Source organism: Stenotrophomonas pavanii (genome assembly GCF_900101175.1).
GTDB classification, from domain to species: Bacteria; Pseudomonadota; Gammaproteobacteria; order Xanthomonadales; family Xanthomonadaceae; genus Stenotrophomonas; species Stenotrophomonas pavanii.
Window position 1 is genome coordinate 196,122 of record NZ_FNFQ01000004.1, and the last position, 20,278, is coordinate 216,399.

At 58.3% G+C, this 20,278-nt stretch carries 17 protein-coding genes and 1 pseudogene; 12 read left to right on the forward strand and 6 right to left on the reverse strand.

Going from position 1 to position 20,278, the window contains the following annotated elements:
• Nucleotides 1-1,175: 1,175 nt before the first annotated feature.
• A complete protein-coding gene (locus BLS66_RS20520; RefSeq protein WP_143025145.1) occupies nucleotides 1,176-2,003 on the reverse strand; it encodes a hypothetical protein in 828 nt (275 codons plus the stop codon).
• Nucleotides 2,004-2,664: 661 nt separating this feature from the next.
• Here BLS66_RS20520 and BLS66_RS09485 point away from each other — a divergent pair.
• From BLS66_RS09485 to BLS66_RS09505, 5 genes are all read left to right on the forward strand, one after another.
• On the forward strand, nucleotides 2,665-3,789 hold the full coding sequence (locus BLS66_RS09485; protein ID WP_074725731.1) for a HEPN-associated N-terminal domain-containing protein: 1,125 nt from the start codon (nucleotides 2,665-2,667) through the stop codon (nucleotides 3,787-3,789).
• Nucleotides 3,790-5,067: 1,278 nt separating this feature from the next.
• On the forward strand, nucleotides 5,068-5,844 hold the full coding sequence (locus tag BLS66_RS20525) for a hypothetical protein (RefSeq protein WP_143025146.1): 777 nt from the start codon (nucleotides 5,068-5,070) through the stop codon (nucleotides 5,842-5,844).
• 72 nt (nucleotides 5,845-5,916) lie between these two features.
• On the forward strand, nucleotides 5,917-6,651 hold the full coding sequence (locus BLS66_RS20530) for a hypothetical protein (RefSeq protein WP_074725733.1): 735 nt from the start codon (nucleotides 5,917-5,919) through the stop codon (nucleotides 6,649-6,651).
• Between the two features lie 487 nt (nucleotides 6,652-7,138).
• Nucleotides 7,139-7,678 (forward strand): GNAT family N-acetyltransferase, encoded by a 540-nt coding sequence (locus BLS66_RS09500; RefSeq protein ID WP_074725734.1) that lies wholly within the window; start codon nucleotides 7,139-7,141, stop codon nucleotides 7,676-7,678.
• A gap of 32 nt (nucleotides 7,679-7,710) precedes the next feature.
• On the forward strand, nucleotides 7,711-8,751 hold the full coding sequence (locus BLS66_RS09505) for a DUF4062 domain-containing protein (protein WP_074725735.1): 1,041 nt from the start codon (nucleotides 7,711-7,713) through the stop codon (nucleotides 8,749-8,751).
• A gap of 278 nt (nucleotides 8,752-9,029) precedes the next feature.
• Here the strand turns inward: BLS66_RS09505 and acuI are convergent, their stop codons facing one another.
• From acuI to BLS66_RS09520, 3 genes are all read right to left on the reverse strand, one after another.
• Entirely contained in the window at nucleotides 9,030-10,016 is a 987-nt protein-coding gene (acuI, locus tag BLS66_RS09510) for an acrylyl-CoA reductase (NADPH) (RefSeq protein ID WP_074725736.1), read from the reverse strand.
• A 74-nt stretch (nucleotides 10,017-10,090) separates the two neighbouring features.
• Entirely contained in the window at nucleotides 10,091-10,729 is a 639-nt protein-coding gene (gene acuR / locus BLS66_RS09515; RefSeq protein WP_074725737.1) for an acrylate utilization transcriptional regulator AcuR, read from the reverse strand.
• Between the two features lie 119 nt (nucleotides 10,730-10,848).
• Entirely contained in the window at nucleotides 10,849-11,286 is a 438-nt protein-coding gene (locus BLS66_RS09520; protein ID WP_083348151.1) for a winged helix-turn-helix transcriptional regulator, read from the reverse strand.
• Between the two features lie 73 nt (nucleotides 11,287-11,359).
• Between BLS66_RS09520 and BLS66_RS09525 the strand changes: the two genes are divergently transcribed.
• Nucleotides 11,360-12,292, forward strand: a complete 933-nt coding sequence (locus BLS66_RS09525) for an aromatic alcohol reductase (protein ID WP_074725785.1) — start codon at nucleotides 11,360-11,362, stop codon at nucleotides 12,290-12,292.
• 197 nt (nucleotides 12,293-12,489) lie between these two features.
• Here BLS66_RS09525 and BLS66_RS09530 read toward each other — a convergent pair whose 3' ends face one another.
• Nucleotides 12,490-13,209 (reverse strand): hypothetical protein, encoded by a 720-nt coding sequence (locus tag BLS66_RS09530; protein ID WP_143025147.1) that lies wholly within the window; start codon nucleotides 13,207-13,209, stop codon nucleotides 12,490-12,492.
• Between the two features lie 458 nt (nucleotides 13,210-13,667).
• On the opposite strand from BLS66_RS09530, the gene BLS66_RS09540 reads away from it, so the two are divergent.
• The 6 genes and pseudogenes from BLS66_RS09540 (at nucleotide 13,668) to BLS66_RS09575 (ending at nucleotide 18,313) form a co-directional block, all read left to right on the forward strand.
• Nucleotides 13,668-13,991: a helix-turn-helix domain-containing protein gene (locus tag BLS66_RS09540; protein ID WP_074725740.1), complete on the forward strand. Its 324-nt coding sequence runs from the start codon at nucleotides 13,668-13,670 to the stop codon at nucleotides 13,989-13,991.
• Nucleotides 13,992-14,088: 97 nt separating this feature from the next.
• A complete protein-coding gene (locus BLS66_RS09545; RefSeq protein WP_244152977.1) occupies nucleotides 14,089-14,853 on the forward strand; it encodes an ImmA/IrrE family metallo-endopeptidase in 765 nt (254 codons plus the stop codon).
• A gap of 435 nt (nucleotides 14,854-15,288) precedes the next feature.
• Entirely contained in the window at nucleotides 15,289-15,903 is a 615-nt protein-coding gene (locus BLS66_RS09555) for a hypothetical protein (RefSeq protein ID WP_074725742.1), read from the forward strand.
• A gap of 895 nt (nucleotides 15,904-16,798) precedes the next feature.
• Nucleotides 16,799-17,233, forward strand: a pseudogene (locus tag BLS66_RS09565) (ComF family protein); the annotation flags it as partial.
• A 58-nt stretch (nucleotides 17,234-17,291) separates the two neighbouring features.
• Nucleotides 17,292-17,843, forward strand: coding sequence for an HdeD family acid-resistance protein (locus BLS66_RS09570; RefSeq protein ID WP_074725744.1), 552 nt, complete (start codon nucleotides 17,292-17,294; stop codon nucleotides 17,841-17,843).
• Nucleotides 17,840-18,313 carry a SecDF P1 head subdomain-containing protein gene (locus BLS66_RS09575; protein WP_074725745.1) on the forward strand — a complete coding sequence of 158 codons (474 nt, stop codon included), beginning with the start codon at nucleotides 17,840-17,842 and terminating at the stop codon, nucleotides 18,311-18,313. The genes BLS66_RS09570 and BLS66_RS09575 overlap by 4 nt, the downstream gene beginning before the upstream one ends.
• Nucleotides 18,314-18,359: 46 nt before the next feature.
• Here BLS66_RS09575 and BLS66_RS09580 read toward each other — a convergent pair whose 3' ends face one another.
• Nucleotides 18,360-20,162: an MFS transporter gene (locus BLS66_RS09580; protein ID WP_074725746.1), complete on the reverse strand. Its 1,803-nt coding sequence runs from the start codon at nucleotides 20,160-20,162 to the stop codon at nucleotides 18,360-18,362.
• Nucleotides 20,163-20,278 lie beyond the last annotated feature (116 nt).

The window sequence follows — 20,278 nt, forward strand, 5'->3', positions numbered from 1 at the left end:
CAAGAAGATCCTATCTTGGGCTCGTCTAGCCTCCAAAGCAGACAAGCCCAGTTGTAGGCGAAGCCCGTGCCCCTAAGCACGGGCTTTGCTTTTCAGGTTCGGCCTAATTCAGTGCGCAGCCTCCTGTGTCGGTTGCCGTACTTGTGGTCATGCTGACCTGCCAAAGTGACGGAAGAGCCAATGGGCCAGATCGACAGATCTCACCACGCGGGCTCTTCTCCCTGGGATCTGAATGCACTCCATGCCTAGCCTGTCGCTGGCGGCCGCTCGGCGCGCAGCTCCCTGCGACGGATAGCCCAGTGCCTGCCAAGCGTCAGCCACTGGCACGAAGAGGCCGTGATCCATCGTGATTTGCTCTGCCAGATCGTCTTCGCTGGTTGCGCGAAGGGCCAGCAACTGGATTGAACTGTGCATCGGGAGAACCTAAACGATTTCCCGCGGATAGCAAAGATCAGTAGCGCAGGTTCCGCATGCTTTGCTGATGAGCATCCATCTGAGGCTTGCGACAGAAATTTTGACTTCCTGACGAATCAGGGAGTTGCGAGGGCTTAAGGTGTGTTACGAAAGCACGTTTGCGGATCGCAACTTCGATGTCGTGATGCGCGATTTCTCACGGACGAGGTCGAATGTGCGCAAACTTAACGTTGCTGCCTTCGCGACCGCACGCTTCAGAGATGTTTCCCCGGGGAAACATTGGGATGCTCCGCGCGCGGTGTGGGCCAACTTTGTTTCCCTGTGGAAACAGCATTCAAGTTGCCCACTGGGCCCTGGGTAGCACGTTTGTCGGGCCTCCGATTCCGATAACCCCCTTTCGAACTAACCAAAGTCTGTGTGCGCCAGCGCTAGGCTGCGTCAAAATGCCAGTTATGCTCCAAGCGCCAGGAGTCGTCCGAAGATGATCGTGCTATGCGGCACTATCGTGATCCGCTGCGGCGTGGATCACGGCTCTGTGCCTGATGAAATGAGACTGGGCACACCAGGATGTTCGACGAAGCAGCATTGGAAGTGTCGTGCTCGATCAGAGGTCAGGAGTGTCGATCGTAGATGAGTACGCTCACGTCCACGCTGGGATAGAGGTGATAGAGCGGATGCGATCGATAATCACGTTTTGGTCTACTGGTGGTACTTGTGCGGTCGCTCCCTCGGGCGACGTAACCTTTCCTCGCCTTCTGCTACTAGCCCAGCCGCAGTGTCAGCGCGCCCGAATGAGAAATCTCAATATCATTCAAGGTTTTACCTGACAACCTTGTATCGCTAAGGATAGGGCCGGGCTTGATCTCGTTACCAAAAACTCTCTCGAATATTCCCGCCTTGACGATGCGACTCTTGGATTGGTCGCCATGCTGGACGAAAATGTAGGAAAGCGCGAAGTTTCCAAATACGTCAGCCAATTGGATGGCGCGCGATTTGGCGTCGCTCAACGCGCGAATGCCGCCAGTGCCGAGTCTGGGTGAGCCTTGAAACCGTTGTTTTCTATGCGCCTCGTATGCCCAGCGCAGAAGATTGGCTACCGGCACGGATCGTCCATTGATCAAGACTGTATTCAGCGAGAGTTTATTGGAAATATCATCTGAATCTATCTCAATATCGATAGCTTCCAGATTTGATGACGCTGTAAGTCGCTGGAAAGTGATAAGGCCGGGAAAGAGGTGCTGGGCTATCGCTAGCGCATCGCTATCATTCACGCCCGCGCCTCCCAGCCCCCCGGAAACTAGCCGGTTCGAGAAATCAATGAACGTACTCTTCCAGGAGAGATTAAGAAGCGTAAATGTTAGAGATGAGTTCTGATGTTTAATCAGCTCATCCCGTGCTGCAGAAAGAAAAGTCTCATACTGCGACTCTTGTGCCTTCTTGAATTTCTTCCCGTGAAAATTTTTGACGTCACAACTTGAAACGGCGCGATCAATTGCTGAGATGGCGATGTCAGGCAGGATGGCGTAAGTCCAGCCTTCTGACATTTGAGTTTCAGAACCTACTTCATCGACACCCGCAATCCAGTTCATATTTCGTCACACTTGATTTACATGCTCTTATTGTATATGAAAATTCGCTATCGACTGCCTGGTGATTCCCGCATGCCCTGATTTCAGAAGCAGAGATCAGGGGAGTCCAAGTCGCACTGCAGTGGCCTTGATCGCCATCTGTTGGGCTAGGGCAGCTGGTGCCAAGTGCTCCGCATCTTCCTTTGTCGTTCGACGTCGTATTCCCGCCATCAGGTTTCGATCTCGGTGCCGGCGTGCAGTACTGTCCGGAATGACTGCTCGTTGAGGTATTCGTCGTAGAGGCGGTCGTTGAAGCTCTTGTTGTGGGTGTCTGATTCGGTTTTCATAGTTGGATCAAGCTCAACCTCTGTCACGATTCACATTGAACGCGACTGGTTCATAAATTGCGCGACTGGCAGTTAGATTGCGCATACCAAACCCCTAGCCCCTCCTCTATAGTTTTAAGCACTTAGGCGCCCTGGGCTTGCCCTCTAGAACTGAATTGCCTCCGATATGAGTAGCGGCTACCCAGTGCCTGGGACCGGCGTAGGATCTTGCGCCCCTTTTGGAAGCCGCCCCAAGGACCGGCCGCCTCGACCAAAGACATCGCTCTCTGTAGCTATACTCGCGCCAGCATGGGTCGCTCGGGGGCGTAACAATGGGACGGGCAAAGCACGAATGGATGGAGGATCAGGAGAGAGGCTGGAGCTCCATCGAGGGGAGCACCTGCGAGGATTGCCTGAATCAGGCAGATATCTGGCGACTGTCGAAGGCCAACATTTGCCAAGGCGAGTGCGACTACTGTGACAAGAGCAGCATCCCTGTTCTTGCTGTCGAACACGTTCAAGAACACCTCTACGAAGTGGTGGGAAAGTACTACGCCGAGCCTGCAAATGCGGGTACTCCTTGGATGGACGGAGGGTGGATCGTTCCCACCCTGGACACGGACGATGTTCTGGACGAGCTCGGCTTCTATCCGGCCGACGCGCTGCGTGAGGATATTGTCGAGGCTGATGTCACTGGATACTGGGTTGAAGCTGCGCGCGGGCATTGGGCGGATGTCCAGGACGAGGAACTCATGCTCCACTCCTGGAAGAGCTTCTCCTATGCGGTGAAGCATCAGACTCGATTCAACTTCCGAAATGTTCGTACGGATACGGACTCGCAGGAGATACCCGTCGCCGACATGCTGGAAGTCGTCGGTGTGGAAATAAGCTCCTTGATCAGGCCGCTCGATACCGGAACGGAACTGTACAGGGCAAGGTATCTCCCGGCTGACGGATCCATTGAGGTATCAGGGGCGACCCTAGGGCCGCCTCCGAAAGAGCAGGCCACGGCCGGCCGTATGAACCCTGCAGGGATCCCATACTTCTATGCCGCGTTCGATGCGAAAACCGCCCTTGCGGAGATCGGCGCGGCCCCCGAAGGCACGTTGCCCGCGACCGCGGTCTTCCGTACCGATCGACTGCTTAACGTTGTGGACTTGGTGGAGCTTCCCCGAGCGCCCTCCGTCTTTGCAACTGACCTAAGGTCTGAGCGCATCAGGGCGCTGTTCTTGACCGGCTTCGTGACGGCAATCACACAGCCTGTCGATAAGGATGGCAGAGAACATGTTGACTATGTCCCCTCGCAGATCGTTTGTGAGTACGTAGCTCAGTCTTTTTCCCGAGACGATGGCGTTTCCATCGACGGACTAATCTTCCCAAGTGCGGCCCACCCAGGCGGAGTGAATCTGGTAATTTTCCCGTCAGGGAGCCCCTTCCAGCACAATCGATTCAAGGCTATCTCTTTCAGTGGTGCCGTCTAGATGTGAAGGCGCTGTTCCAACCCACCGCTTGGGTGGGATCCACTAGCCCTGCTTGGCAATGGCCTTCTTCCTGCGGGCTTAGACTTTCTGGCAACGATCTCGATTGATCGGCTTCTATCGCGCCAAGGTTGCCGCAGGCGGCACCATGCTGGAGTACGCCATCCTCGTGACTCAAACCACTGCGCTCAAGTGGCTGAACCTGGACAGCACCCGACCGGCCCGATCATTGCCGTCTACTGGTAGTGTCGATGGTTGACGTTGGAGCCACAGGCATAGCAGCGCCGATAGGCACCTCCCATCCGGGCGCGGCCGGCACGCTCGGGGCCGAGCGGCCCACCGCAATGAGAGCAGTCATGGCCCGCACCACGCTGCCACCTGCGCAGCCGGTAGGTAGCCATCCCCATCAGCCCCAGGCTTGCGGCCACAAGGCCGACAGGCACCAAGCTGGCCATGGACTTCAGACCAGCAAGCAGAGGGTTCTGGGGCCAAGCTGAAAGCATGGCTACACATAGCGCGGCCAGCACCAGCAGCGACGCCGATAGACCGTACGCTCGCACCACCACCCAGTTTCCTCGTTCCATGATCCCCGCCCATCTCGTGGTCGACTGAGCGATCATCAGCATCAGGCGTCTCACAGCGTGAGATTCTGGCCGAAAGCAGACATGCCGGCGCCAGGCGGCGCGACCAAGAATGCTAGAGTCCGCTATCGACCCAAAGCGGACATCTGCATTTCTACCGGAGCGAGCTTGCGATGGTCCCTGAGCCCACGGCTGGGTCCGGTCATACGCTGGCTTGTTAGCTGGACCCCGCCGCCCTAAGATCGAGCTGTATCAAGGGGAAAGCCCACCATGCGGTGCTTTGTGGGTAAGTCGGATAACCGGACCCACGGGTCCGTCTATTAGGTAGTTAGGTTGCTCAGAACGAATTCAGGGGGGGGGATGATGGCGATTGACTACAGCGCAGCCTTCAATTAGGGCTCTATGGCTTGTGCGTTCTTGGCAGCAATATTTTGGTACATATCGTCCGTGGTAAGAGTGAAGCTACTTCCGGAAGGACAGAGTCATGGCCATCCGGAGATTGACGTTTTCGGCGACGCCTTCATTGCCACAGCACGTTGCCAATTGATGTGGAGTAGGTGGGGGCGGCTGCCGCAGGGACAGCAGCGCTGCTTCAGGGGCTTTCATTGGTTGCCGTCAAACTTCTATCGGCAGCAACCTAACAATTCATTCAAGCCGCCGCCGCTCCGCAGCGCGGCTTAATTCAGGCGTTAGCCGCTAAATGCAAAAGCTCCGCTCAACCATTCTCGACTATGTACCGCCACTCATCGCTTTCATAGCGGCGGTTGCAGCCGTAATCGGCTCTCCTAAGTGGGACTCAAAGGCGAGCGGACTACTAAAGCTCACGCCCTTTGGCTGGAGCGTTCTGGCTATAGGTCTTCTAGCGCTCGTGGCATCTATCTTGGTTACGGCGCGGAATAAGAGCGATCAGGCAAAAAGCAAAAAAACCAAGGAACAGATTGCCGCAATTGGTAGGTCACAATTGCTAAAGGCGATTAACCATACCGTCCATCCAATTTCCTACTCGGCAATTTGGCAAAAGCATTGCGCTACCCCAGAGTCCCCACTGGACCTCCTTTCCACTGATCGTCGAAGTATCCTGGCCTCGCTAGATCTCAATTCTTCATCGCCGTACGCGGATGGCTCTTTTGCCGAGATCAAATGGCACACCATGCTCCAGCGAGCCGCGACTGAAGGGGCAAGAGAGATCACGACCACGTTGCAGATCTACTCCGCCTACCTCTCACCTGAGGTAATGGAGTCAGTTACGCGGCTGCTCTACTCTGACTTCCTGCAATTCAGATTGCTGCGCATGCATGACATTGTTCTCGCCAACACAGGCCGAGATCCAAGCGGGACCGTTCCGTTCTTCTGGGCCGCTGAAGACGAAGGACGAAACGCGGACTATGAGGAATTCTGGCAGGTATTGGCCGCCTCAATGGTTCTTTGCGGCGCTCGCTCTACAAGCAATGGGCAGCCGGTCTTTGCGCATCACTAGCGCACAAGGACCGGCTAACAATTCGTTCAAGCCGATGCCGCTCCGCGGCTTAATTCAGGCGTTAGCCAGCACATGACAGACGACTCTTCCAGCCCTTCCGAAATCAAGAATAAAGCAATCGACTACGTAGCAGCTGGGGCAAAGTCGATTCTTGGTGCAGTTCCATTTGCTGGATCGCTGCTGGTTGAATTAGCCGGCACGATCATTCCTAATCAAAGAATTGACAGAATCACAAAATTTGCCGCCGCTTTGGATAGGCGAATCAACCAATTGGAAGATGATTTTATTCATCGTCGTTTCTCTGACGAAAAATTTGCAGAACTCACAGAAGAAGCCATGCGACAGGCGGCGCGCTCGACAAGCGATGAACGCAGAGAGTACCTAGCATCTCTAGTTTCACACAGCCTCACGGAAGAGGAAGAAAGCCAAAACGACTCTCGTCATCTTCTTCGAATTCTTGGTGAGATCAACGACGTTGAAGTAATCTGGCTTCGTTCATTCATTGGGTCATATATCGGCGCGCCAGATGAGTTCTGGAAGACCCATAAATCCATCTTGCAGCCGGCCAGGGCCTACATCGGCGCACCCCAAGTTGAACAAGACCGGCACACTCTTCAAGAGAGTTACAAATCACACCTAGAAGGCCTTGGACTGCTTCAACGAAATCTTAAGTTAGATCGCAATAAGCAGCCCGAGATCGACGCATTCACTAAAAGTTTCTCGTACCACTCGCCCAGCACAACTCCACTTGGGAGAATGCTTTTGAACGTCATTGGCTTGAGTCCAAATGAAGAGAGTGCTGGCTAACAATTCGTTCAATCCGATGCCGCTTCGCGGCGCCGCTTAACTAAGGCGTTGAATGTCCGCTACTGGCCGGAAGCGGACATCAGCACTGCGTGGGCGCCTGGCCCGGTGCTATTCTCCGATTCGACCCGAAGTGGACACTTTGGCCCTTCCGCTGGTCTGTGGAGCAGTCGTCCCAGGTCAGTGCCCGGTTGTCTCGTTCGACCAGGCCAACAAGATCAACGGCAGGACGGATTGGTACTATCTAGTTGATGTTGCAACCGGGTCAATGGAGTGGCTCAATCCATAGCGTTGATCTAATGTCCGCTTCTCGCCCCGGAGCGGACATTGGTGCGGTCGCCGAGCCCAACGCTGAGTCCGGTTATAGGCAGGCTTGTTAGCCGGAGCCTGTAGCCCTAAGATCAAGCTGTAATAAAGGAAACTCATCGCACGGTGCGTTTGGGAAGACTAAGTCCGGACGCAGGGGTCCGTCTAGTAGGTAGTTGCTGGCATGGACAGTGCATACGAGATCTTTTCAAAAACCCCAAGCAACTGCTCGGCCACAGAAATCTGTGACTTTGTCGCTCTTGTAGAGCAAGGCGGAGAGGTTGCAGTCGGCGGGCTGAAACAGCGTGTCATGAGCGCCGCTAACTTGGCGTTCCTGCAATTTGGCGGGCGCTTGGCCGGAGTAGCCGCCCTCAAACATCCCAATGCTGGGTATCGCGCTAGAGTTTCATCTTCCTCGGGGATAGAACTGCCGCAGGACTCTTACCCGTATGAGCTTGGCTGGGTGTTCATCGCCATGGAGGCCAGAGGCAATGGTTACGCTCGGCTTCTTTCACAAGCTGCATTGTCCCTAACTGATGGCAGTGGAGTATTTGCCACTTCGCGCACACGCAACGTCCCAATGCACCGGGCTTTGGCTAGCCTTGGCTTTGTATCCTCAGGTTCCGCTTATCCTTCACTACACGGCAGTTATCACCTTCAGCTGTTCACGCGGATGCCGTCTAACAATTCATTGGAGCCGAAGCCGCTTCGCGGCTCGGCTTAGTTCGAACGTTCCGTCTCTGGAGGTAGTACTGCGTGGAAAAGCGATACCAGGTTTTTGTGAGCTCGACGTTCGCGGACCTGCAGCAAGAGCGTCAGGAAGTGATGCAGGCATTGCTTGAACTTGATTGCATCCCATCTGGCATGGAGTTGTTTCCAGCCGCAAACGAAGACCAATGGACGCTCATCAAAAAGGTCATTGATGATTGTGACTACTACATGGTCATCCTAGGGGGGCGCTATGGCAGCATCGGCCCTAACGGCCATAGTTACACCGAGATGGAATACCGATACGCGCTGGAAAAAGGAATGCCAATTCTTGGCTTTGTCCACAAAGACCCATCTCAGATCGCAACGAGCAAATCGGAGCAGTCGGAGAGCGGGCGAGAGAAGCTTGGAGAGTTCCGAGAGTTTGTCCAGAAGCGCATGTGTCGCTTCTGGGACTCTCCGGCTGACCTCGGAAGCCAAGTCAGTCGCAGTCTCGTCAAACTGATCAAGACACATCCCAGTATTGGCTGGGTGCGAGGTGATCAGGTTCCGTCAGAGAGTGCTACTACTGAGATCTTGTCCCTTCGTAGGACAGTGGATGAACTGGAGCGGAAACTTTCAGCGGTAGCAACTGAAGCACCGCAAGGTGCTAGCACGTTGGCGCAAGGCGGTGATCAGGTCTCTCTCGCTTATAGCTTCATAGCGTCTACAACAGAGTACAGGCACAACGGAGAGACCTATTCGGGGGACTCTGTCCTCACCTGGGACGAAATCTTCTCAGCGCTTGCACCGCTCATGATCGACGAGTCTGATGAGTCTGGCCTGCAGATAGCTCTCAATAGCCTTGTGAGATCGAAGGAATACGAAGACCTGCACTCACAGAAGCGTTTCAAAGGCCAAAAGTTCTTTGATTTCGCTGTGCTTCGAGACGATTTCCAGACCGTGAAGATCCAACTTCGCGCGCTAGGATTGATTACCAAGAGCAGCAAGAATCGCAGCGTGAAAGACACGGCTACATATTGGACGCTGACGCCCTATGGTGACAACCAAATGACTAAGCTGAGAGCGATCCAGCGTACAGAGATCTAACAGATTCGTTCAAGCGGAACTCGCCCCGCGGGGCGTCATATTTCAGGCATTCGATGTCCGCTTTTGGCCGGAAGCGGACATACCTGCGGGATTACGAAGCACGACCCTGATCGGCTGCGCGCCCGCCGGCGACTGTAAGCGGGGAAAGCGGACCGCCCCGCGGTTACTGTGACAGGAAGCTTCGCTTGTGCAGATCGCCGACCGTCGCGCTAAACGTCGCCTTTCCTATCACCTGAAGACGTGCGCAGACGTTGCTGCAAATCGACTGAAGCAAGCCGTCAGCGGTTCACATCGACCACGATACGGCCCCGCACCTTGCCGGCCATCAGCCCGTGTGCGCTTTCGATTACGTCCCCAAGACCGATTTCATGGGTGATCGCATCGAGCTTCCGCACATCAACATCTGTTACGAGTCGAGCCCATGCCTGGATTCGCTCCGACGTAGGACGTGTCACGCTGTTGATGCCGAGAAGACTGATCCCGCGCAGGATGAAGGGAGCTACCGTGGAGGGGAAATCCATGCCTTGGGCCAGCCCGCACGCAGCCACGGCGCCGTCAGCCTTGATCGCGGCACAAGCATTGGCCAGTGTATGGCTTCCCACTGAATCAATGGCAGCGCTCCACCTCTCCTGTTGAAGGGGCTTACCAGGCTCGGATAGGGTCCTTCGATCAATAATTTCGGCGGCGCCCAGGTCTTTTAGGTATTCGGCCTCCTCAAGGCGTCCGGTGGACGCGACCACCCTGTACGCACGTGCCGCAAGGAGCGCAATGGCGAAGCTGCCTACGCCTCCACTGGCGCCTGTGACCAGGACATCTCCGGCCTCCGGCGTGAGCCCATGCCGCTCCAGGGCCAGCAGACTCAGCATCGCTGTATAGCCAGCCGTACCAATAGCCATCGCATGCTGCGGTTTCATGCCTTGAGGTAAGGGGATCAGCCAATCGGCATTTACCCGGGCTGCCTGCGAGAGTCCGCCCCAATACCGCTCCCCAACTCCCCAGCCATTGAGAATGACCCAGTCACCAATCTTGTAGCGGGCGTCTGCAGACTCACTGACAGTGCCGACAAAGTCGATACCTGGCACCATGGGAAACGTTCTGACCACCGCGCCTCCCTGGCCAGTGATGGCCATCGCATCCTTATAGTTCAAGGTGCTGTAGGCAATACGAACTGTGACATTGCCTGGTGGCAGCGCTGACTCCGCCAGTTGCGCGACTGCAACCTCGAGCTTGTCTGCGACCTTGTTGATGTGCACTGCGTTGAACATATCTGCTCCTCACGTTGATGTACGATCACGCCTCGCAATTAAGACCGATCGACTAGAAATGGGCAAAAAAGCGACTACCGAGGCAACCCTGCAATGAAGCACTGCGAGAAGATCTGTAATGGCGCGACGCCGCCCTCCAGCCTGGCGCGCAGGACTGCGCCCTCCCAGCCTATCCAGAAGTAACTCGCAATCGCTTTACAGTCAGCGGCGGAGGACAGGTCACCCCGAGCCTGGGCGAGCCGTAGGCAGTTGGCCAGTCGAAGCTCCCATCCATTGAACACGCTCAGCAGGCAATCTCGGAAAGCGATGGGCAGGGTGCCGACTTCCTGCCCAAGATTGCCGACCAGGCACCCGCGGCGGAACTGGAATCGCTGTAGTCCATTGCAGGCATCAGCCATGAACGCGACGATTCGATCCAAGGGATCCCGCGCTACGTCAAGGAGGTGACGATCAAGCTTGCGGCAGAAATAGGCGTCGTACGCCTGAAGCACAGCCAGGCCGTAGGCCTCTTTGCTGTCGAAGTAGTGGTAAAACGAGCCCTTTGGAACTCCCAGACTCTTCACCACAGCGTCAACGCCTGTCGCTGAGAAGCTGCGCTCAGTCAACAATTCCAAACCAACACGGATCATTTCACCGCGGGTATCCTCGAACCCGCGACCGGGTTTGGGTGGGCGCCCGCGGCGTGGCGGTGTCGGGGTTGAAGAAATGGGCATGCGTTCACTTTAGACCGCTCGGTCATAAATCGCAAGGCTCACTCATACCTGGGCGGCGAGGGGAGCCTTCTTCAACGAATCTGCAAGGCAGTTCAGGCAGCGGACTGGTGCTGGACGTATCAGAGGGAGGAGGTTCCGTCTGTTTTTGCATCGAATTCCTGTCGACAGCTTCGGAAGTCTTCAGCGTGCTGCACCACCCAAGTCCACATAGGGATCATCAGCACCAGAAGGTCTTTCCCCAGAGGGGTGATGCTGTACTCCACGCGAGGGGGCACCTCCCCGAAGTCCTGCCGGCATATCAAGCCATCCCTTTCCAGCTGACGCAGCGTGCGCGTCAGCATGCGTTGAGTGATTCCTGTCATTCGTCTCGCCACGTCCGCGTGACGCAATGTTCCATACACGCCAAGCGTGTGTATGATTCCCAAGGACCAACGGCTACCTGCATGCATAAGAACCTCACGCCGAAGGCCGTCATCATCAGTGCTCATTCCCTCACATATAGATTGGGAATGCCGCAGCAGATCTTCTGAACTCATGAATGGTGCGTCCGGTATCATCGGTGTGCCTTCTTACGTGGCAAGGGTGGAAGGGGCAGAATCGCTTTCATCTTAAGCACACATGGTGGTTCCAATGTCTACACCGATTGATTCTCGCTCGATCTTGGTACTGGGCGCCGGCGAACTCGGGATGCCGGTCATCCGCAACCTTGCCCGCATGGCTAACAACCATGGCGCAACAATCAGTGTGATGCTTCGGAATGCGTCGATTGAATCTACGCTGCCAGAAAAGCGCGCCGTCATCGATGAGATCCGTTCGCTTGGTGTGGCCCTTGTCCCAGGTGATCTCGTCAAGGCAACCGTCGACGAGCTGGCGGAGCTGTTCTCTCGTTATGACACTGTAATTGGTTGCGCTGGTTACGCAGCAGGGCTGGATACCCCGATGAAGGTGGCCCGCGCGGCGGTGAAGTCGGGCATCCCGCGATATTTCCCCTGGCAGTTCGGCGCTGACTTCGATGCCATCGGCCGCGGGGGGCCGCAAGATCTGTTCGATGCGCAGTTGGACGTGCGCGACTATCTCCGCGCGCAGTCGGCGATGGACTGGGTTGTCATTTCCACCGGAATGTTCACCAGCTATCTCTTCGAACCTGAATTCGGTGTTATCGACCTTGCCAACAGAAGTGTCCACGCGCTCGGATCAGGTGCCAACTCAGTCACGCTGACGTCTCCTGACGACATTGGTGCCATGACTGCACAGATCATGTTCCACTCGCCGCCAATTCGGAACGAGATCGTCTATCTGGCAGGCGACACGATTCGCTACGAAGAACTGCCGGAAATTCTTGAAGAGCATTTCGGAGAGGCCTTCAGCTACAGTGTCTGGAGCACTCCGCAATTGATGCAGGAACTGGCCGACGACCCGTCAAACATGATCAAGAAGTATCGAGCTGTTTTTGCGCAGGGCAAGGGGGTTTCCTGGGACAAGGATCTGACTTTCAACGTGAAGGCGGGGGCGAAGCTTGAGGGAATCAGAGACTGGATGAAAACCAACCTTAAGGCCTCCTGAGTCCGTAGGCGCAAGCTACGAAGGTACAGCATGCTGTGCCTTCAATTTATTGGACGCGTGCTAAACGTACGACCGGCGAACTAGATAGGTTTGTTGCGGGCGTGGCAAATGTCCGCTTTTGGCCGAAAGCGGACGTCGATTGCGAGTAGCGCGTATCAACTGTCATCGCAGGGGTGCAAGGCAATGTATTGGGAGACCTACCGTTCCCGGTCGAAGCTCTTCTTGTGCTCGGGCGTTCTGCCCAACTCAGCGGATCTCTCCCATGAGCGGGTTTTTGGCATATCAAGGAGCTGCTCCAATGAATCAGCCGACCGGATTCTGTAGCCTTGCGCCGTACTGGCGACGGCTAGCCACTGCGCTGGCGGTTCTCCGCTTCCCATCAGCTTCCTCATTACGCTGAGTCGCCTCAGATAGGATTCGAGGACCCTTGGTGCCACGCCAAGCGGAGACGTTTGTCTATCAAGCCCAGTGCAGTTAACCAGGAGATCCACCATCGCCGTTCCTCTGGTGGCCTGACCTTTGCTCGCTTCGGGGTCCCGCAAGAATGCGGAGTAGCGCATTGCACCAATCGTTATTTCATCTTGATCCTTGGCGCCGAAGCACAAGAAATGGGCCTTCTTGGCGATATCCTGCATCTGCTTATCCTCCAGATAGCGCTGAAGGTTGGCCGGTGGCCACTTGCCGCGTTCTGAGCGTGCGGCCGGCCAGCTGCGCTTGAACTCCAACGCCACACACCAGTCCCCCCCCGCGATGAGATCGCCGAACGTGCCGTCGAGAGGGGTCTGCTGGAACAGATTCACAGGCAAGGGTTTTCCAGTTCTACCGCTCTCGTAACCCAATGCGTAGATGAAGGCACCTAGGAGCTGGTTCTCGTAGGCGATGCCTGGACGTGCAGCCGATTGAAGACTGGTACTCAATTGCTTCTCTCCTGATGACACGATTCGCGCGCTCGGTTCGACTGTCCGCACGGGTCGCTCGCGGGATTTGATGGCTTGATCAGCCCGGAGAGGGGGCGGCCGCATCCAGGCACCGCCCCTCCGACCTAGCTCAGCGCTTTGTCTTGGTGGGATCGACCAGTCGGTAGGTTGATCCGCGGGTCGGCGTCGGTGGCAGGGGTTCCCGGCGCACTACGGTGCGCTCGGGACCTTGCCCCCCACGTGGGCCGATGATCTGGTACTGACCCGACGTCGGGGCGGGCTGACCCGGCTTGAGTCCACTGGGCTTGCTCATACTGGCCTCCTTGGGCGCTATCGGTATTGCATGAGTGGATGTTCGGTTGACCGAACAAAGCGGAGTGTGCCGTGTACATTCGCTACTGTCAAACATCTTGTTCGGTATAGTGCAACTTGCGATTGCACTGACCTTATGCACAAACATGAACAAAGCCTTTCAGACCAAGGTCAAAGATCTTCGGAAAAAGTCCGGCCTCACACTCGACGCCTTGGCGGATGCCAGTGGCATCAGTAAGAGCTATTTGTGGGAGATAGAGAATCGCAAGGAAGCTCCCAGTCCCTCAGCTGAGAAGCTGGGTGCGATCGCTGGCGTCTTTGGCGTTACGGTCGACTTCCTGCTTCACGAAGAAGCCGGGAGCCCGGAGGAGAGGCACTTGGATGAAGCCTTCTTCCGCAACTACAGCAACCTTGAGCCGGAGGACAGGGAACGTGTCAGGAAGATCGTCGACAGCTTCAGAAAGGGATAGGTCCGCGGCGCTGACCCCGCCGAAGGCCGCTTACAGGCTTACGAATCTGCTAAATGCCATCTCGCAAGCCCACGGCACGCCTAGATTTCCTATAGACGTGCAGGGCCTGGCGTTGGAGGCCGCGAACATCTTCAAGTGGGATGACCCCATAACCGAGGTGCGTGGGGAGGCGATCAACAACTTCGACGGCGCTCTGTTCCCGGATGACAGGCGCAAACGCTGGCTTCTTCTGTACAACAGTGCCCTAAGGTCACTCGGCAGGATCAAATTCACCCAGGCTCACGAACTAGGGCACTATTTATTACACCGCCATGAACGCGAGTGCTTTCAGTGCACCGATGAAGATATGGTCGATCTCGACCTGGATGAACGGGATATTGAAGCCGAGGCGGACTACTTCGCGTCGACATTGTTGATGCCGCTAGACGACTTTCGTGCGCAGATGGGCACTGACGCTAGTCTTGATGCCATAAGCGGTTGTGCCGATAGATACGGCGTATCTCTGACTGCTGCACTACTTCGCTGGATTGGTTACACGGACCACAACGCTGTGGTAGTTATTCACCGCGATGGTTACGTCCTGAAGTCCAAAGCAAGCCAGTCCGCGTTTCGTAGCGGGGCGTTCTTCCCGTCGCGGCGGAAGGTCATCGCAGTCCCAGACGATGTACTTGCGTCTAGTGACGTGCCGAAGAATACGATAGGCGTTGAAACGGACGCTAAGCTCTGGTTTCCATATGTGGCAAGTGGAACAAGTCTTCGTGAAATGAAGGTCACTGCCGACCACTATGACTTCGCCATCTCACTCTTGGTTCTGCCACGAGGGACCTCTGCTTGGAAGCCGCGCTGCTCAGACAAGGCATGATTCAGTGGAACTCGCGGTCAAGCTGCTGTAGATGAGACGTCTCCTTTTGGCTGAGAGCAAACATTGCCGCACTCGCTGAGCTGCACGCTTTGGCTGCTTAAGGTCTATGGCACTCAGCTCCGATCTGCTCAGTGAGAACTGTTAGGGATTGCTGGAATGCGGCCGCAAATTGCTGACCACCGACTCTCTCGTGGCTATGAGCGATCGAGGGAAGCGGTCTGGTCCACGTGTCGAGAAGGATCTCTTGGTCTTGGTGTGTTAGAAACGAAACCCGCAACCCATACTCCATTGCTTTGAGGTAGCCGCGGTGCATCTCAAGCGCGGCCTCGCAAGCGTGGAGGCGGTCAAGGATTTCTGTGATCTCGGAGGTCATGGCAGTCTGGACAGGCAAGGGGCGGGAAGGCGATAGTCTGCGATCGTCTGGACGAGTTCGCCATGAGCATCCTCAACCTTTTGCTCACTCGTGACCACCTTGTCGTTGCGGTAGATACCTTGGCAGAGGATGCTCTCACAGGGGCACATTCCGCTGGGGCAAAGCTGCTGCTGATCCCTCAGCACAACCTTGTGTTTGCTACGCGAGGTTCTATGCAGTTCTTCCTTCGCATTTATGAGTTGGCGCTGCAGGCCAGCTTTCGCGCAGATTTCTCAATGGAACAGTTATCTGCCGAGCTGGGGTTTGTGGTGGACCAGTTGTGGCCAAACTACGAGAAGGCGGCAGCCAAGGCGGGATTGCCGATCGAGCAGCTCGGGACCGAGTTGGTGCTTGGTGGCTGGTCGCCGAAGAACGGCCGGATGATGGCCACGGCATATGCCAAAAGCGGCAACCAGCGCCCTTGTGTGGCCCAGCCGATTGGGGGGCAGCTGGCGTCGCCAGGCGAACCGCTCCAGGCTGTGATTCCTAGCATGGCCCAGACGGATCTACTGGCCCATGCGCGCCTGCAGGCCAGCCACCTCAACGAGCAACTGGGCCGGCGGGTGGCGGGAGGCCGGCTGCTGGCTGGGTTCCTGCAAAAGGGGCAAACCGTGCTCAAGGATCTAGGAGAGATCTAGGTCGTTGGCGTTAATCCGGCCAAGGCCAGAATTCCCGCCGCGGCGAACTGGTCGAAGTTCTTCCTGACTGGGCCCGACCGTCGTTTCCACTACACATCATCTATCCACCGGGAGGACTTCGAAGTGCGCGTCTCCCGGAATTCATCGACTGGATGTTGCGGTGGTCACCACTGCCGCTCACCGCCTGCATGGTCAATCACCGTGTACCAGCACGTCCGTCTGCAATGGAAGACCTTTACTCCGGACATTGGCCCTTGGGGGCGGCAGCAACGATCAGCTCGACCAGGGCTGCCAGGTACTCCATGGCCGTTACTGGCGGCGCCGTCCCGCCAGTGCGCTGCATAAAACTGGTCTAATCCGAACGTGCAAGTCGCAGCCACGCTCCTGCGGAACTCGCTGGCAGCACATAGGCCAGTATGCGAGGCGCCGTGGTCCGATGCGACCACGGCCAAGCAATACCAGCTCGGTGTGGCTGGTTGAACGTAAGCAGCGCAAGTATTCGGCCGAAACGCCGCTCATTGGTCCATCCGTGTAGGAGAGGAAGCGGCAGCCATCGAGCAGGGCGACCTCACTGACAACTACTTCTCGAATGAAGCAAGACGCGTCGCACATGATGGCCGAGAGTCGATGTTGACTGAGATCTGCGACTACTGAGATTACAAACACCACAGGCCTATTTGGCACGATCCCCCTGCTGTGAACTTGGGAGTGGACGTCCAGACACACTGCAGTTCATGCACGTGCTGCACCCCGCGCTTGAGCATGAATTCTTGTCGCCTGCGTGGCGCAGTGTGCGTGAGATTCATGGATCAATGACGTACACGAATTCAGCGACACAAATTTCGAATATGTGATGAATGTTTGTCATGGGCGACAAGAATTTGGGACGTGCATACTGCCGCCGGTGGACCAGCTGCTGCTGCGCTACAAGTTCCATCAGGACCTGGCGGCTGGTCGCCTGCTGGCGCAGTTGATGCAGCGCGCACCACCGCCCTGGTCATGCCCGCCGCTGGTGCCGGTGCCGCTGCACCGCCGGCGCCTGCGCCAGCGCGGCTACAACCAGGCTGCCGAGCTGTGCCGGCTGCTGCCGTTGCCGGTCTGGCAGGGGCTGTACCGGCAGCGGCACACAGCGCCGCAGTCCGAACGCACGGCCGAACAGCGCAGGGAAAACCTGTTCGATGCGTTCGATGTCCACGGTCCGGTGCCTACGCGTCTGACGGTGGTCGACGACGTGATGACCACCGGCAGCACGGTAACCGAAGTCGCCGAAACCCTGCGCTGCGTGGGCGCCGAAGAGGTGCGGGTGTGGGTGTGCGCGCGGGTGCCGTGATCGCTCCCTTCATCGCAACGGGCTAGGATGAAGCCGATTCCGGATCGAAGGAGTGGCCATGAATTTCCCCCTGTCTCCCTTGTTGTCGGCGGTTGGCCGTAGCTGGTGGATCCTGCTGCTGTATGGCCTGGTCGCGCTCGGCTTCGGCATCATCGCCATCGGTTGGCCGCTGTCCGCAGCCATGGCATTGGCCTGGACGCTGGGCGTGATGGCCATCATCGAAGGCGTCATCAGTCTGTTCGCACTGATCAGCGGCGGCAGCGGTGCCTCGCGCGGCTGGCTGGCGCTGTATGCCATCGCCTCGCTGGGCTTCGGCATCCTGGCGGTGATCAACCCGCTGGTCACCGCCAGCGTGCTGGTGCTGTTCCTGGCGGCATGGCTGCTGGTAGCCGGCATCTATCGCATCGTCTTCGCCATTCGCGTGCGCAAGCAGATCCAGGGCGAGTGGCTGCTGATCCTCAGTGGCGTGCTGGCAGTGGTGCTGGGGCTGCTGTTCGCGGCCAATCCGTATGCAGGCGTGGCGGTGACCACGCTGTGGATCGGCATTGGCAGCCTGCTGTACGGGCTGCTGCAGGTGCTGGTGGCCTTCAAGCTGCGGAAGCTGAAATGAGGGCGGTGCCATCGTTGTTGCTGGGGGTGGCACTGGCCCTGAGCGGTTGCGCGCCGGGTGGCCTTCCGCACGCGCTGACCGGTGGCAAGGATCACCCGCCGCGCGCCGGTGTGGACGTGCGCCTGAGCGCGGTCGATGCGGCCGGCAACGGCACTCCGGCGCGCTGGCAAGGTGAAACCCTGGCCCTGCGCGAGCCGCCGATTGCCGGTAGCGCCGACATCGCCGATGTGCGCTACGTGCTGGATCAGGACAAGCAACCTGGCCTGCAGATCCGCTATCGACCCGAAGCGCACCAGCGCATCCACGATGGCACGGCAGCACTGGTCGGCCAGCGAGCGGCGATCAGCGTGGATGGCCGCGTGCTGATGGTGGCGACGGTGAAAGGCCCGTTCGGGGAATCGATGATGCTGAGCGGGCTGCCGAGCGTTGCCGAGGCGCAGGCGCTGGCCAGGCACATCACCGGTCAGTGACGGGCGCGCCACCGCGCTACGCGCGGAGGTCGACCAAGGTCGACCGCTACCGTGCGAACCGTGCCTCGATCTCCTCCAGTGACTTGCCCTTGGTCTCCGGCAGCCAGAACGCGGCCACCAGGAAGAACACGAAGGTGCACGCCGCCCAGAACACGAACATGCTGGCGTAGCCGTAGTGGCCCACCGTCGGCAGGAAGATCGCGGCGATGGTGGTCGACACGAACTGGTTGATCAGCAGGGCGATGCTCATGCCGTTGGAGCGGATGCGGTTGGGCATCAGTTCTGACAGCGCCAGCCACACGCACACGCCGGGGCCGACCGCGAAGAACGCGACGAACACCAGGATGCAGGCAGCGACCGCCCAGCCATGGGCCGGCGGCGGTACCGGGCCGATACGGGCCTGCTCGATGCGCAGCGGTGCCTGCGCGGCACTGGCCGGGTCGGCAAACGGGTTCAGATGCAGTTTGCGGAAGAAGGCACCGATCACGCTGTCGGCCTGCACGGTGCCGGCGCGCTCGATGCGCAGCTCGCGATCAGTCAGGTTGTCGCTGCGCAGGGCCCGCACATTGGTGAAGTCACCATAGGCGTACGACACGGTCAGCTGCATCGGCCGGCCCTGGCTGTCGATGCCATTGCCCAGGCGCTGCCACTGCGCGTCGTCCAGCACCAGCTGCAGGCCGTCGCCGCTGACCGCCGCCTGCAGCTGCGGCTGCACGTCGGCACGGCCGCGCTCGGCCTGGAAGAACAGGGTGGCGGCGGCCAGCAGCGCCACGCAGATGCCGCCGCTGCCGAGCATCAGCAGGAACTTGCGGCCTTTGCGGTCGACCAGCAGCAGGGCGACCACGGTCATCACCGCGTTGAGCAGCTTGATTGCCACGTCGGCGCCGTTGGCGACCGAGCCGGACAGGCCGGCCTGGTTGAGGATGTTCACCGCGTAGGCCAGCACCGAGTTGATGCCGGTAGCCTGGGTGCAGGCCAGCACCACGCAGGCCAGCAGGAACGGCACCACATAGCGGCGGCTGAGCAGGGGGTCGCGCCTGCCGTCGCTGCTGCTCGATTCCGGCGCCTGGATCTGGGCCAGCGTGGGCTCGACGTCTGCGCTGGGAAGCACACGCTGCAGGCTGCGGCGGGCGTCGTCGATGCGACCGCGACGCACCAGCCAGCGCGGCGATTCGGACAGCCAGAAAATGCCCGCGCAGAACAACAGGCCCGGCGCCAGGCAACTCCAGAAGATGGTGCGCCAGGCATGATCCTTCACCGTGAACAGTTCCTGCGCCTGCTGTGCAAGCGGCAGCGAGCGCACCGCTTCGGCGGCGGCATCCACCGCATGTGCGTGGTACAGCCCGATCAGTGCGGCCAGCACCAGGCCAATGGTCAGCAGCAGCTGGAACATTGCCGCACCCCGGCCACGTCGCTCGGGACTGAGGACCTCGGCCAGGTACAGCGGCACCACCACGCCGATCAGGCCACCGCTGACGCCTTGAAGCAGGCGGCCCAGCAGCAGCGGCGTATAGCCGGAGGCCAGCGCCATGATCGGGATGGAGGCGGTGAACAGCAGGCCGGCCAGCAGCATCGCACCGCGGCGACCGATCAGGTCGGCGACCATGCCGGCGAACAGCGAGGACAGCACGCTGCCCAGCAGTACCGCCGCCACCACGAAGCCGAGCTGCTGGCTGCTGAGCTGCCAGGCGTGGCTGGCCGTTGCCTCCAGGTAGGGCAGGGCACCGGCGATGATGCCGATGTCGATGCCGTACAGCAGGCCACCGAGGCCGCCGATGAAGAGCAGGTAGCGTACGGGCCAGCGCGGGGTGGGGGAAGCGGGTACGGCAGGTGCGGCGGCTGCGGTCATCGGCGTATTCCTGGAATAACGGGGATGGTGCGTGGCTGGGGCATTTTGCTTGCGCGCTTCATGTAGAGCCGGGCCATGCTCGGCTTGCCGCGCGAAGCACGGCGCGGACGTCATCG